At 44.8% G+C, this 14456-nt stretch carries 11 protein-coding genes; 5 read left to right on the plus strand and 6 right to left on the minus strand.

The window, feature by feature from the left end:
• The first annotated feature begins 23 nt into the window (after positions 1-23).
• Positions 24-350 carry a hypothetical protein gene (locus ACRBG0_RS09705; RefSeq protein WP_431486700.1) on the plus strand — a complete coding sequence of 109 codons (327 nt, stop codon included), beginning with the start codon at positions 24-26 and terminating at the stop codon, positions 348-350.
• A gap of 292 nt (positions 351-642) precedes the next feature.
• On the opposite strand, the gene ACRBG0_RS09710 is transcribed toward ACRBG0_RS09705, so the two are convergent.
• Positions 643-1467 carry a sensor histidine kinase gene (locus ACRBG0_RS09710; protein WP_431486701.1) on the minus strand — a complete coding sequence of 275 codons (825 nt, stop codon included), beginning with the start codon at positions 1465-1467 and terminating at the stop codon, positions 643-645.
• Between the two features lie 66 nt (positions 1468-1533).
• Positions 1534-3993, minus strand: coding sequence for a zinc-dependent metalloprotease (locus ACRBG0_RS09715; RefSeq protein ID WP_431486702.1), 2460 nt, complete (start codon positions 3991-3993; stop codon positions 1534-1536).
• A gap of 122 nt (positions 3994-4115) precedes the next feature.
• Here ACRBG0_RS09715 and ACRBG0_RS09720 point away from each other — a divergent pair, with 122 nt between their 5' ends.
• The 4 genes from ACRBG0_RS09720 (at position 4116) to ACRBG0_RS09735 (ending at position 11073) form a co-directional block, all read left to right on the plus strand.
• A complete protein-coding gene (locus ACRBG0_RS09720) occupies positions 4116-7619 on the plus strand; it encodes a hypothetical protein (protein WP_431486703.1) in 3504 nt (1167 codons plus the stop codon).
• A gap of 301 nt (positions 7620-7920) precedes the next feature.
• Positions 7921-8691, plus strand: a complete 771-nt coding sequence (locus tag ACRBG0_RS09725; RefSeq protein WP_431486704.1) for an MBL fold metallo-hydrolase — start codon at positions 7921-7923, stop codon at positions 8689-8691.
• 124 nt (positions 8692-8815) lie between these two features.
• The gene (locus ACRBG0_RS09730) at positions 8816-9553 is read left to right on the plus strand and encodes a GDSL-type esterase/lipase family protein (RefSeq protein ID WP_431486705.1); all 738 of its coding nucleotides are present in this window, start codon (positions 8816-8818) and stop codon (positions 9551-9553) included.
• A 149-nt stretch (positions 9554-9702) separates the two neighbouring features.
• Entirely contained in the window at positions 9703-11073 is a 1371-nt protein-coding gene (locus tag ACRBG0_RS09735; protein ID WP_431486706.1) for a sensor histidine kinase, read from the plus strand.
• 10 nt (positions 11074-11083) lie between these two features.
• Here the strand turns inward: ACRBG0_RS09735 and pgeF are convergent, their stop codons facing one another.
• The 4 genes from pgeF to ACRBG0_RS09755 form a co-directional block, all read right to left on the minus strand.
• Entirely contained in the window at positions 11084-11836 is a 753-nt protein-coding gene (gene pgeF / locus ACRBG0_RS09740) for a peptidoglycan editing factor PgeF (RefSeq protein WP_431486707.1), read from the minus strand.
• A gap of 12 nt (positions 11837-11848) precedes the next feature.
• The gene (locus ACRBG0_RS09745) at positions 11849-12484 is read right to left on the minus strand and encodes a DUF4230 domain-containing protein (RefSeq protein ID WP_431486708.1); all 636 of its coding nucleotides are present in this window, start codon (positions 12482-12484) and stop codon (positions 11849-11851) included.
• A gap of 5 nt (positions 12485-12489) precedes the next feature.
• Positions 12490-13332 carry a DUF3108 domain-containing protein gene (locus ACRBG0_RS09750; RefSeq protein ID WP_431486709.1) on the minus strand — a complete coding sequence of 281 codons (843 nt, stop codon included), beginning with the start codon at positions 13330-13332 and terminating at the stop codon, positions 12490-12492.
• A 61-nt stretch (positions 13333-13393) separates the two neighbouring features.
• Positions 13394-14395 carry a hypothetical protein gene (locus tag ACRBG0_RS09755; protein ID WP_431486710.1) on the minus strand — a complete coding sequence of 334 codons (1002 nt, stop codon included), beginning with the start codon at positions 14393-14395 and terminating at the stop codon, positions 13394-13396.
• Between the last annotated feature and the right edge of the window lie 61 nt (positions 14396-14456).

The raw sequence follows: 14456 nt of genomic DNA on the forward strand, positions 1-14456 counted from the left end.
TCTGTTTACTAAACCCTAATTGTATGAAACTCCTTTTAGCCCCCGTATGCCTACTACTCACGGCACACCTCCTTTACGGACAGCAGACATCTTTTTTTTCATCTCAAAACCATCTTGCCATTCAGCAAACGCCCTCTCCTTCTCTTAGTGACGATGATCTTCGAGGAAGATCAATAAGTCCTGTCTCTAAAAGACTTACCGCTATTCCACAAGATATCGATTCATCATTCAACCAGTCATCCCCTCCCGCTCATGCCAGTTTGTCCAACAGAAAATCATTAACCAACCTATTCGCTACCAAGAATACGACCAAAACCAAGATTGCTACTATCCGCTCTGTCGACAAATGACTGATTCCTATTTGCTAACGGGAAAGTACTAATAGTAGTACTTTTCTTTGGGTCAGTGTTTTTCCAAACAGACAACAGAAGGAGCATCATGTTGTTTAAAAGCGAATTGCCACTGCTGTACCTTCTTTTAGCGCTATCCATTCCAAGGTCCCCTCCAGCTGGCGCACCAAGCCCCTTACTAAATTGAGCCCTATGCCTCCCTTTGTAGTCCCTGTTTTACCATACTCAAAGCCGACTCCGTCATCCTGGACTTGTAGAAAGTAACCTTGATTGTCTTTATGAAAATCAACTCTTATTTTCCCCTTCTCTTTCCACGAAAGGCGTATTTATAACAATTGGTCAATAACTCGTTTAGAATAAGCCCTACAGGAATAGCCGTATCTATTTCCAGTGTTTCATGCGCGACATTCAGCTCCAGTTGATAACAATCGGTGTTTTCATGCTGGCTTTTTTGAATATTCTTACTGAGTTCCTGCAAATAAGCCTTGATATCTATCCCGCTAAGTGCTTCTGATTCGTATAGGTTCTGATGAATCAAAGCCATCGACTGTATGCGTTCTTGCCCCTCTCGCACCAACTGACGTACGGCTTCATCTGATGACTTACGTGCTTGCTTATCTAGTAAACCAGAAATAATTTGGAGGTTATTTTTAACTCGATGATGAATCTCACGCAGAAGCACTTCTTTTTCAGCTAATGACTGTTCAATCTGTTGGTTTTTTTCTCGAATTAGCCATCGATCTTTCTGACAATTTCCTCCTTGTGCAATAGCACGCAACACTACTTGCTCTACCGAGTCAATCATTCCTGCCTGCCGGTAAACGTCCCCCAATAATCGCCTTGCTTCAATCTGCTGGGGTTGCGCCTTCATATGATCAGCCAGTGCTATGAGCTGCTTGGCATAAGCTACCGCACTGTCTGTGTTACTAACAGCCTTGCTCTCCGTTAGCGCGTAGAGTGTACTATATAATAATGTATCAGGTTGCCCCTCCCGAACATGAGCTTCCAGGCTATCTATACGAGACAGAAATACCTGCCCAATAGCCAAAGAGGACAATGGAAAAATCATGATACTACAGAGTACCAATTGAAAGGCACTCTTCTTTATGGCGTGCATATACTGGGGTACATTAACGGGCTACAAAGATAGCTAAAAAGTCAATGTCCCTTCATTGGACAGCATTTACATATCGCCGCCACAGCCAATCGGAGAACCATCGGGTAAACTTGGAGCTGCAGGAACCTTAAATTGTTCTGGCGACCTCCTAAACTGCTGAATTTGTTCCCGTAGATAACGTAAATGGGCCCTATCAGGACTATTTGTAGCCGTAGCCGTGAGGCGTTCAGGAATCAAAGCCTCTATATCTATCAAGGTAGAAAGCGCAGCGGCGGCGACTTGTGGCTGGATATCATTGCGGGCAGCCACCATCATCAAATGATAAATGAAACGTTGTTCTACCACCCTGGCCAAGGCATGCTGGTAGTTGCCTGCTCCGCTAGCGACTTCTTCTTGTAATTGCTTACGAGTCGTAGCCATCAATTCGGTAGCCGACAAATAATAAGGCTTACGGGCAGATTGTTCTACCAAGCGTGCCAAACGTTGTGGATTGAGCAGAAACTTAAAAGTATAATCAGCTGAAGCTTCAGCAGCAGCCAAAGGGTCTAGCGTTATTCCCGTATGAACTTTGAATTGTTCGCGACCACGCTGGTAGCCATAAGCTTGTGGTGGAATAAGTTCTAAGATATGCTCAGGAATCATCAGAAAATCAGGGTGAAGCGTCTCTAACATGCCTTTGAAAGCGTTGCGTTGCTCTTGATTGGGAATGATCTCTATCGTTTCCACCTTACCTTCTCCTCGTACAGCATAAGAATAATCGACTCCTCCTATTAATTTAGAAACAGCCTCCGTTTGGTAACGATGCATAAAATAGATAGGAACCAGCACATCTTCCAGTGTAGACATCGGTGCGCCAACTGCAATATTCTGCTCGCTGAAATTAATCATTGACCGCTTCCGCAACAGGCTCAACCTACGCAACTCCTCCGTAGCAGACTGTCCATTATCCCAAAGATGTGAATGAGGGTGAGCACCCGCTACCGGCCGAGCATCCGGGTCGGAGATATACTTAAGCCCAAGCTGACGATTTTCAGAAAGAATAGCCTGTAGGCCATCTATCTCGTTTTGTCCTTCCGGAAAATCCTGGTAGCCATACATGATCGTCCGCTTATCCCAGGCGCCAATGCCTGTATCGTAGGCTTGATCATAGGCAATGCTGCCATCAGCATCAATACGAATATAAGGGTGTGGATAGTCCATTACAGACGACCTATCATTGTAGCTGGCCGCAAAGTTGTGTGCCAGCCCCAAAGTGTGGCCAATTTCGTGTGCTGAAAGCTGCCGTAACCTTGCTAGTGCCATTTCCAACAAACGAGGATCGGCTTCGTCTCCGTTTTCGTAAGCCGCAACCAAGCCTTGGGCAATGAGAAAATCCTGGCGAACGCGCAAGCTTCCAAGCAGTACATGACCTTTGATGATCTCGCCAGTGCGCGGATCTACCACTGAACTGCCATAACTCCAGCCACGGGTACTCCGGTGTGTCCAATTGATAACATTGTAACGAACATCCATAGGATCAGCATCCGGTGGAAGTACTTCTACCCGAAAAGCATTGCGATAGCCTGCTGCTGTAAAGGCCTCATTCCACCAGCGGCCTCCTTCCAATAAAGCCGACCGAATAGGTTCTGGTGTTCCCCGATCCAAGTAATAAATAATAGGTTCTACCGGGTCACTAATAGCCGCCGAAGGGTCTTTTTTTGCCAAACGATGACGAGTAACGAGTCGCTTCACCAACGGTTGATCAATAGGCGTAGCGTAATCGTAATAGCTAAAAGGAAAATATCCCGAACGAGGGTCATAAACGCGCGGTTCATAACCATCATCTGGCAACTCTACAAAGCTATGGTGCTGACTTACCGAAACGGCATCCGCATTGGGAGTTACCGAACGAATATCGCGCCCTGTGGCATCGCCTACAAAAGTAACCAGCGCATCAAATTCACTGTTCTTTGGAAAACTCTTACAGCGTTCCAGGTTGATCATACTCCGACCAGCATCGGTTTTATAAGTTCCTTGCTTATTGCCCTTTAAGCGCCCAATTACATCGTGAGCATCACGTAGCAGAAAGGGCGTTAAATCTACCAGCAACCGGTCACCTTCTATGGCTACCGCTTTAAAACCAAACAGTACCGACTGCGCAAACGCATCTTTTACAGATTGTTGCTCTTCGACATTATCACTCACTGCGCGATATTCATAATTCGGTTGAACCATCAATACTTTAGGGCCTGAGCGAACGAACTTGACGATCCGGTCAGCCCCCAATTGATTCCGGTCTAAACCAATATCGTTTGAACCCACACCACCCGTAAGGCTGTTAACGTAGAGAAACTCTTCGTTCCAGCGCGTTATTTCCAACAACAGCTTGCCAGTACTTTCCTGCCAGTAAAAATTAAAATAGCCAGAATAGGCAGTACAATCTTTGGTATATTCCGTAATTGTTGGCGGAGTTTTGTCCTTGTCCTGACCCAAAAGAGGAAAGGTGAACATCAGTAACAAAAAAACGGGTAGTAAATAGTTCTTCATAATAAGAGTAGACTTGAGGATTCGAAAGATAGGGAATTCTTGCTATCCAATAAGTTTTTCATTCTTCCGTTCCATGAGGAACAGAACAAATGGAGCCTTCGCTTTTTGCGCAATAAAAATTAATGATTAGAGAACTACTATGCTGCTGGTACCTATTGACAATAGGTCTTTTCTTGGCACTGCCAGGACAAGCCCAGGATGGTAGCTGGAATAATCAACGTTATCAATGGGTAGCCTCCAAGGGTAGCTTTACGCTCGATAGCCTAACCGTCGTTCCCTTTAGCATTCAGGCCTTCCAGGCTTCCGGCACCCTTTACGACAGCAGTTTTTACACTTTTGAGCAACAGGAGTTTCGCTGGCTAAAGCCCATTGAAGAGGATAGCATCCTACTGCGTTATCGCGTACTCCCCTACCGGCTAACCGCTCCTTTTTCGTTGCTCGACACCACTCAACTCGAAGACAACCCTACGGGCCTCATCATTGGCAATTACAACCCCTATGGTCGCGACGGTAGCTTGCTCGATGGGCAACGGCTTAATTATAGTGGCAGTTTTAGCCGTGGCCTTTCTTTTGGCAATCGCCAGGATTTGGTCCTCAACTCCAGCTTCAACCTTCAACTCGCAGGAGAAATTGGGGATGGCATCCAAGTCACGGCAGCCATTACAGATGAAAATCTCCCTATTCAGCCGGAAGGCAATACGCGACAGTTACGTGACTTTGACCGCATTTTTATTCGTTTGGAAAAAGAGCGCACCCAACTGACAGCAGGAGACTATGAACTACGCAGTCCGGATAGTTATTTTTTACAATATTTTAAAAAACTGGAAGGGGCCACCTTTAGCACAAGTCGGCTAGACGATCAGGGAGGAAGCTGGAGCAACTCAGCGAGTGTGGCCATCGCCCGAGGGCAATTTCGTCGCCAACAGCTGGTCACCCAAGAGGGCAACCAAGGGCCTTACAAACTACAAGGCGGCAGCGGTGAACGGTTTATCATTGTTCTGGCAGGAACTGAAAAAGTAATCCTGGATGGGCAAACCCTTCAACGTGGCCGTGATGCGGATTACACCATTGACTACAACCAGGGAGAAATTACTTTTACTGCCCGTAGATTGGTCACCAAAGACAGCCGCATTGCGGTCGAGTTTGAGTATGCCGATCAGCGCTACCTCCGTTCCTTGTACGCAGGCAGCTCTCATTATCAAAGAGACCGTTGGAAAGCTTACGTAAACGTCTATAGCCAGCAAGATAGCAAAACAGCTACCGGCGACTTGGAGCTCAGTGACGACGAACGCCAACGCCTCCAAGATGCTGGGGACCAACTCTCAAATGCATTTATCTCGACCGTCAATAGCTTGGACGCGCCAGATAGCCAACGCGCCACTTACTCGACGGTAGACACACTTGTTTCTTGCAACGGCGTGGACAGCCTCTACCAGTTTTTACGTTTTGACAACGAAGGTCTCCTAGTAGCAAGTTTTGCCTTTGTGGGCGAGGGGCAAGGCAACTATGTACTAGACCCTGCCCTTACGGCCAATGAACGCGCCTACCGCTGGGTTGCCCCCAATCCAAATGATTGTAGCCCACAGGGCAACTATTCTCCAATTCGCCAGCTCTCCGCTCCCAAGTTGCAGCGGCTCATTACAACAGGAGGAAGCTACCAAGTAGGTAAGCAGGGAGAAATCAGAGCTGAATTAGGCTACAGCCAGGAAGACCTCAACCGCTTCAGTCGCCTAGATGCCAACAACGATAACGGTATCGCTACCCGACTGGACTGGGATCAAAAATGGCAATTAGGCCCCGATTCTACCGGCTGGCAACTACAAGGAGGCGCTGAATATGAATGGGTACAGGAAAATTTCAGGGCTATCAACCCTTATCGTTCACCAGAATTTTTGCGAGATTGGAGCCTGGCTACTGTCAACGGCATTGGTAGTACAGCTCCGGCTGAAGAACAGCTTGCGGGCGTCAATCTTGCAGTAGGACATCCGGACAAAGGCCAGCTCCGGTATCGCTGGTCCAGTTTTTTACGTGACTCTTTGTACGAAGGTCAACGCCACGCGGCAGAATTGCGCTGGGAAATCAAGGGCTGGGAAATTAACGGCAGTAACAGCTGGCTCAACAGTGTAACTCCTGTCCTCAACACCCGCTTTACCCGACCAAACCTACAACTCCAAAAGAAATTCACCCGCTGGAACAATTGGCAACTCAACTTGAGCGCACAAGAAGAAAAAAGCGAACGCACTAGCAATGGAAGCACTCAACTGGAATTGAGCAGCTTTTATTTTCAACGCTATATCGCCAGCTTGCAAAGCCCCGAACAGGAGCAGTGGCAATGGGGTGCGAGCTTTAGAGACCGGACGGACTATCAGCCACAAGGGAGTGAATTCCGCACCACAAGCCGTGCTCAAGAAGGAGAAATCAACGGGCGCTGGCGGCCAAGTAAGTCCTTCAGTACCAATGGAAACCTTACTTATCGCGAACTCAAAGTCCTCAACACCGAGCTTACTGACCTGGAGCCCGCAAAAACCTTACTCGGACGTATCGATGTGACGGCCAACGCATTAAAAGGAGGAATACGCAGTAACACCACCTACGAGATTGGTTCAGGGCAAGAGCCTAGGGTCGAATTCATCTATCTCTTTGTGGGCGCTGGTCAAGGGCAATACATTTGGCTAGACAGCCTCTACAACAACGATGGTAAAATTCAGCCCAACGAGATGGAAATCGCTCCCTTTCCAGATATCGCTGACCACATCCGTGTAAGCATTTTTACCGACGACTTTATCCGTACTGACAACGTCACGCTTAACCAGAGCTTGCAAATTGATCCCAGTCGTTGGTGGGCAAAAACAGAAAAGAACTGGCAAAAATTTGCAAACCGTTTTTCCTGGCAATCCAGCTTATCTGTCAACCGCAAGGTGCGAGCATTTCCGGGGGTACAAAGTTGGAATCCTTTTCAGTTGTCGCTACCTGATAGTGCCCTCGTTGCGGTGAGTGCTAATCAGCGCCACTTGCTCTTCTTCAACCGGCGATCTACCAAGTATGATCTTCAACTGGAATACAACCTCCAACCCCGTAGGCAGGTTCCCACCACAGGTTTTGAGAGTCGCCTTTTGCGCAGTACAGTTATGAGGGCACGTTGGAACTTGAACAATGCCACTACCTTCCGAATAGAAGGTGCCCGCACGGAACGCAGCGCCGATTCAGAGTTTTTTAACAATAAAGACTATCAGCTTTTGGGCTACCGGTTACAGCCAGCACTCAGTTATCAGCCGGGGCAAGACTATCGCCTTACACTCACTTATCTTCTACAAGAAGAAGAAAACAATCTCGAGAATACAGGGGAACGACTACAACGTCACGAACTGCAACTAGAAGGCAATTATAAGCAATGGATGCGGGCCAGTGCCCGTTATGTAGAGCTCCAACTTGATGGTGACCCACGATCTCCGATTGGCTTTGTGTTACTCAACGGGTTACAACCTGGCCGCAACTGGATATGGAATGCCAGCCTCACCCGCCAGCTAGGGCGTTACCTCCAGATGACACTCACCTACGAGGGGCGCCAAACAGGACAAGCCAATACCGTACACGTAGGGCGAGCACAAGTGACCGCTATTTTTTAAGGAACAGCACGAGAATAAATCGTAATCTATTTTCTGCGCAATAAGTGGACATAAAAAAAGCAGAGACCGGAGCCTCTGCTTGGGATAACTTTTGGGCCTTTTGTCAAACAAAGGCGCATTCAAAAAATGTTCGTGGGATTATGCCTGCGAAAACATTGCATAAAAATTAGCAGGCTTCGTTGTTGGGATATTTGTGTAGTTTCCCTTTTGGGATGTTATTATGCTGTGGAGTTAACCACCTTACTGCCTTGGGTGTTTACTTGCTTTTAAGACGGTGTATTGTTAGAAAGTCACAACTACTATGGAAATTATTTTTTTAGGGACAGGTACATCACAGGGAATACCCGTAATTGGTTGCTCCTGTTCTGTGTGCCAATCAACAGACCCCAGAGACAACAGATTGCGAGTAGCCGTTCTATTACGTAAAGGAAATCAGCAAATCGTCATTGATGCTGGGCCGGATTTTCGGCAGCAAATGCTACGTGCCAGAGTCACCGATCTCAATGCCGTATTGCTGACGCATGAACACAACGACCATATCATCGGCCTTGATGATGTCCGGCCTTTTATTTTTCGGCAACTGACTCCTATGCCTATCTATTGTGACGAAAGAGTTGCCGGAGAACTACGGGAACGTTTTGCCTATGCTTTTGCAGAAGATCCTTACCCAGGCGCTCCTCGGTTTGAATTACACCCTACTAATCAAAAAGAACTTATCCAGATAGGTGATTTTGATATTGGCATTATTCGCTATCTCCACGGACGCTTACCCATTCAAGGCTATCGGATAGGCAACTTTGCATACCTCACCGACATTAAGCGTATTACGGATAAAGAATTGGAAAAACTGGACAACTTGCAGATACTTGTCATCAGTGCGCTACACCATGAAGACCATCACAGTCACCTAAAACTAAAGGAAGCACTCGCTCTTATTAAGCGAATCAATCCACAACAGGCTTACCTGACACACCTCAGTCATAAAATGGGGACTCACCAGGAAGTAGAAAAGCTGTTACCTAAAAATGTCTGCATTGCCTATGACCAATTGGCTTTATCTTTAGACAATTAAAAAGAGAAACTCAGCACACTAGAAGTCGTTCATGTGTTAAAATTTCAATAAAAAGTATTCTAAAAACAGAACCTCTGTTATCTTTCTTCGTCTAATTGACCGAAGAAGAGAAGTATAAACGATTATGAAAAGAATTCTGGCCATCCTCCTGTTGAGTATTTTAAGCTGTTCGCCTCGCTTCCAAGGGATGCGTGCCCTGCTTGAAGATCCCGACAATATTATTATCTCTTTTGACTCTACCTACCTGGGATACGTACCCGTTATGGAACAATTCCGAGCTCAGGACACCAGTCTCGTCGACAGTACTGGCATCATTGTATTTACGGGCAGCTCCAGTATTCGAATGTGGAAAACCATGAAGGAAGATCTTGATACACTTCCTTATCAAATCCTTAATCATGGCTTTGGTGGTTCCACCTTGCCGCAAGTCAACTATTTTTTTGATGATTTGATTACCCCTTACCAACCGGAGATCGTGGTGCTCTACTGTGGCGAAAATGATATTACTGATGGGTATAAAGCAAAAGACGTACTGGCCTCTTTCCGTACCTTCTTGCGACTGCTACTGATCAAATCCCCCTCTAGCAAAGTGCTCTATGTGAGCATGAAACCTTCTCCTGCCCGCTGGGCTTTGTGGCCGGAATTTGAAAAGGGAAACCAGATGATAGATCGTTTTATCCGAAGACTCAACAATCCTGACATTCAGTTTCTGGATATTGGCCCCAGCATGCTGGATTCTGTCAATCATTACCCCATAAGTACCATTTTCACTCAAGATAGCCTCCATATGAATGCAGAAGGGTATGTACGTTGGCAAAAGGAAATTGTGCCTAAAATCAATGAATTAGACTGTAATCAGTAACATCCCCCGCTTTACGCCGTATATATAAAAGTAAATATTAAGCTTATATTTACTTTCTTGATTTGCTTTACATTGAACAAACACACTGCTTCACAGCACAAACACATACAATTGCCCCTCATCCGGGGTAAATGTAGTTGACCATTTTTATGACCCCGGTAAAGATCACACACAAAATTACCAAAGCGCTAGAGTACTTATTCCGATTAGGTGAAAACCCGAATTTTTCTTCATGGGACAACAATAAGACTCGCTACTTAAACCTACTACTACTGGTCTCCAGTATCAGCGCATGCTGTTTTTTCATCGTCAATATTTTTACTACTGATTATTCCATGATGCTGTGTGGTGGATCGGTATTATTATTCAATACCCTTCTTTACCTGCTGCAACACTTTCAGCAACCATACCTGGCTAGGACACTGACTTATCTTGGCTACCCTGTTTTATTTTTCATCATGATTATTTTTAGCAAAGGAGAAGTACATGGAGAATACGCGTTTTTCCTAATGATCCTCCTTAGCGTAATGTTTTTTCGAACTCGCTTGTGGCAATTTTCAATGATGTTATATGTTCTTGTACTATTTGTAGCCGCTCAGCTTATCAATTACTATCAGCTTAATGCTACTTCTGGTTTTTCTACCATTATTAATGATACCGTTATCTTCCTTGCTATATCCACTGGTTTAATTTATGTCACAGATAGCTTCATCGTGGAAATAGTTCGAACAAAGCGTAAAAACAAGCAACTCCTATTAGAATTATCAACTTCGAATGATGAGCTACGCCGTTTAAACTATATGGTTTCTCACGATTTGCGAACACCTCTCCGACAGATTGTCTCTTTCTCTGATTTGGCTTTATTAGCCAACCAAGAAAAAAACACTGCTGCGGTACAAGACTACATAGGGCAAGTTGGGGCATCCGCAAGAACCTTACACACACTTACAGAGGACCTACTCTCTCTCGCACATTTGGATGGTAAGCAATTGCCAACTGAAGAACTTTCTGTTGCAGAAATTTTCACCAAAACACAGCAGCAGTTTGGGAAGGGCCAAGAAAAAATCATCATTGAAACCGAGGACAAAGGACACAAATTCATTGGTAACGCTACCTTACTCGGCATGATTCTTCAGAACTTGGTAGAAAACGGCCTCAAGTATAATGAAAGTGAAATCAAGCATATCCAACTCCGTGCAAAGAGTCACCCGGAAGGACTTCAGATTACGGTACAAGATAATGGTATAGGAATCAGCTCTAAATATCAGGATAAAATTTTTGAACCTTTCCACAGGCTACCTACCAAAGAAACCTACCAGGGTACCGGCCTGGGGCTAGCTATTGCTAAAAAGGTAATGGAGATTCATAAAGGAACAATCAGCCTGGAACCCCAAGAGGTAGGAGTTAAATTTATTCTTACTTTTCCTCATCGAACAGCGGAGAAAAAAGATCAGGAACATCTAAAAAATAAATCTTTACAAATCTGGCGAACCGTCAAAGGACGAAGAGCAATCTTTTAACGATAATGCTTTAAGGTTTCACCCCTATTACCGCAAGCATTCGCCCGGTCAATCCTCGTTCTGCACGATGAGAAAAATACCGATCGTTATCTTCAACTGTTGAAAAAGGGGATAATTCTATTTGGCTGGGGGCAACTCCCAAGTACAAAAACTGATCACGGTTAGCTTTTTTCAAGTCTACCAAAAACTTCTTCCGTTGAGGGTTCCAGCGCTTATCCTCTTCCGAAAAATGATCGGCAACATCTGCGTCTACCTCGAAATCTCTTTCTGCAATACAGGTACCTATATATATCCAGCAGTTTTCCGGGCGAGTTCCATAAGCATCACGCATTAACATCATGGTTTTGGTAGCAATCTGGCCTGCGGTGCCCTTCCACCCCGCATGAGCTGCCCCTACCGCTTGGCTTATTGGATCATAAATCAAAACAGGGGTACAATCAGCAATCGTAATACTCAGTAATATATCTGGCCGGTTGGTGACCAAGGCGTCGTATCCTTCCCATTCCCCCGCCGTATTCACCCGTAACACCTGGTCTCCATGTACCTGAAGAGAGCCTGCCAATTTGGATGTATCCCAATTCAAATCTTTACAAAAACGTTCGCGGTTTTGCTTTACAAATTCTACTTTATCATCCGTAAACAAGCCCAAATTCAAGGAGGAAAATGGAGGAAGGCTAACGCCTCCCAAGCGAGTACTTTCTGCTATCGTCAGTTTAGGAAAGGATGACGCCCACGAAGGCTGGTAGTTTGTTTCAGCAAGCATAAACAAGAATTATTAATTCGCCAACTTTGGCGCTGGCAGCTTGGCAGCTGGCTTTTCATAAATCACTTCCCATCCAATACTTTTGGCCATAAAAGTGATTGCATCCAACATCGCATTACCTTCTCCTCTTGCTTTATCCAGCAGATCGCTTTCTTCTGCTTTGCGACGCAGAACTTCTTTAGCATTTCGATTGAGTTGCGTATAATCTTCAGGGGTAAAACTATTAAAAAAACTCTCCTCCAAATTTCGGTAACTGATCTCGTGATCAATTGCTAAAATCGAAGGTTCAGGCAAATTACTAAGTACTATTTGGCCCGCCAAACTATCGACTTTTATACTCACCTGCTCCATGTCATACCCTACCAATACCCGGCCTCTCACTTCTAGCAAAGCCTGCTTGGAAAACTCCCAATAGGTAGGTATAGGTAGATAAAGGGTAACTTCCTTTAAGTTTGTTTCTGTATACAACTCAGTGAATTGTCCTTCTACCGTTACGAGTTGGCACACCTCTCTGACTCGCTCCAAGAGCACTGTCGATTCTACTTGCTGCGATTCACGCGGCCTTGAATTGAACCACTGGTAGCTCATCCACAGCCCTGCCAAAAACACCAGCACCAATAATATTCCAAGGCCTAACTTTGATCGCATAATGCTTAGTTTACTTTAGCCGTAAAATCGTATTTCAAACCTTTATAACTTTTCAATACAACCTTTACAGAACCTACAGAGACAGGAGATTCAATTAATACTGGAATTTTGTTTTTGTCGCGAGATACAAATACAGACATCTCGTCTCCTTCTTTAAAAACTTCACCAGCAATAAGTTGAGGACTAAACTTGTAGGTCTTATAACGGCCCATACCTTTTACCTTAGTATTGTCTTCCGCACCGAGGTACTTAACTTTCAAAGGGTAAGTCTCTCGGTCAAAGAAAATCTTAACAGGTACTTCCTGCCCCGTACGTAAGGAGGATACCTCTACATTCCGAAGGTAGTACATGATCGAGAGAATATCGTGCATGCAGCCATCCAGATTGAAATTTTCCGGAGTAGCCTCTGCCCGGCTGCGGCCTTTCAACGAAACTGCCGTTTGATTGGCTTGATCAAAAGTCACTTTATCGTAGCGTTCATAGTTACCTTCCTGTATATCCCGAATGGACAAACGTGGCAACAAGGTCTCTTTGTTAATATAACTATCGTAATTATCTCTCACTTTAAAAAACCACTCATAGGACGAATAGGTACGCCCGCGGGCAGAAAGATGAAAATCATCACCATCTTCATAAACCCTGAAAACGACTTCACCCGCTGATAGCCAGACAAAATTCCAATTATAATAGATCTTATAAACAAGTTCCTCTCCTGCTTCGAAAACATCATTGCTAGTGTTACAAGGTTCTATTCCAAGTGAAGCCCCTTGGTTAACTGTTGGGCTAAAAGCCAGTAAAAGTGGGAGAAAAATTACAAAGATCCAGAGGTTGGCAATTCTATATTTCATTATTAGCTAGGGTTTTGTACGCTATTATTAATTAATTCACGATTGAAAAAGTTCAACATATTTACCCTTTACCCTTTTTATTCAAAATCAGCAAGGCCCCAAATAAAGCAGGAATGACCAAGTTGATAATATACAAGGTAAAAGTAGCACTTACAATACTTAAAGGTGCTAATGTTTCACTCCCCCATACCAGCAAAGCCAGCTCACTACGTGTTATAACGCTGAAGCCAGGAGGGAGTGGTATACCCGCTTGTATTAAATAGATGCTAAAAACACCCTGCATCCCTTGCTCAAAACTTAAAGGCAGCTTAAAAAACCATAACAATAATAAATATTGAAAAGAATATACCCAGAAACGCAACAGTGCAAATACCATTGCCAAAATGATCTCCTGATAACCAAGTGGTCTTCCTTCGCCTATTTTTTTCCTAAGCCAACGCCACCACCGGTATTTAACAATCTTTGACTTCCACCAGCTTGCCAACCATGGCTGCGTCAATAAGCCAATAAGCACCACCAAGATCAGAGGTACACTCCAACTTACCCCCCATTTCAACCACAGAGGCCATTTGTAATAAGCACCAAGAATTAACCATAAAGCAGGCCACCCACAAGCCAAAAATACCACCCATTGGCAAAGACTTCCAATCAAGGAGCTAAAAACAACATTAGCAGTTTGGGAGGCAGGAGCTAATATAGCACGGCCACCATACTCTCCAATTCGATTGGGGGTAGCTAAAGAAACACTTATTCCTGCAAGTACCGCCTTTAACGAAGATATCCAACCGGGTCGCCAATCTGTAAGTAAGAGCTGCCTCCATTTAGCCGTTTCCAACAGCCAATTAAGCGGCATTAAACCCAATGCTAGAAAAAGATACCCAAGCCGATTCCCATCTTCTCTGGCTGACTTAATGTTCTCCCCCCAATCTTCCAATCTTCCCTCCTGTGTAATCTGCCAGAATAATAACAGCAACAAACCAACTCCCAGCATCCTACGTAGTTGCCTACGCCGGCTTGGTGAGAAAAATCCAACAACAGCTTTTACCAATTCTTTGGTGGTCAAAATATTTTATTTTCAACATTTTGTTTAACTTGTGCGATTCGTCACACAATGGCTCAATCAG

Origin of the sequence: Lewinella sp. (genome assembly GCF_050633125.1) — a bacterium.
Classification (GTDB): Bacteria; Bacteroidota; Bacteroidia; order Chitinophagales; family Saprospiraceae; genus Lewinella.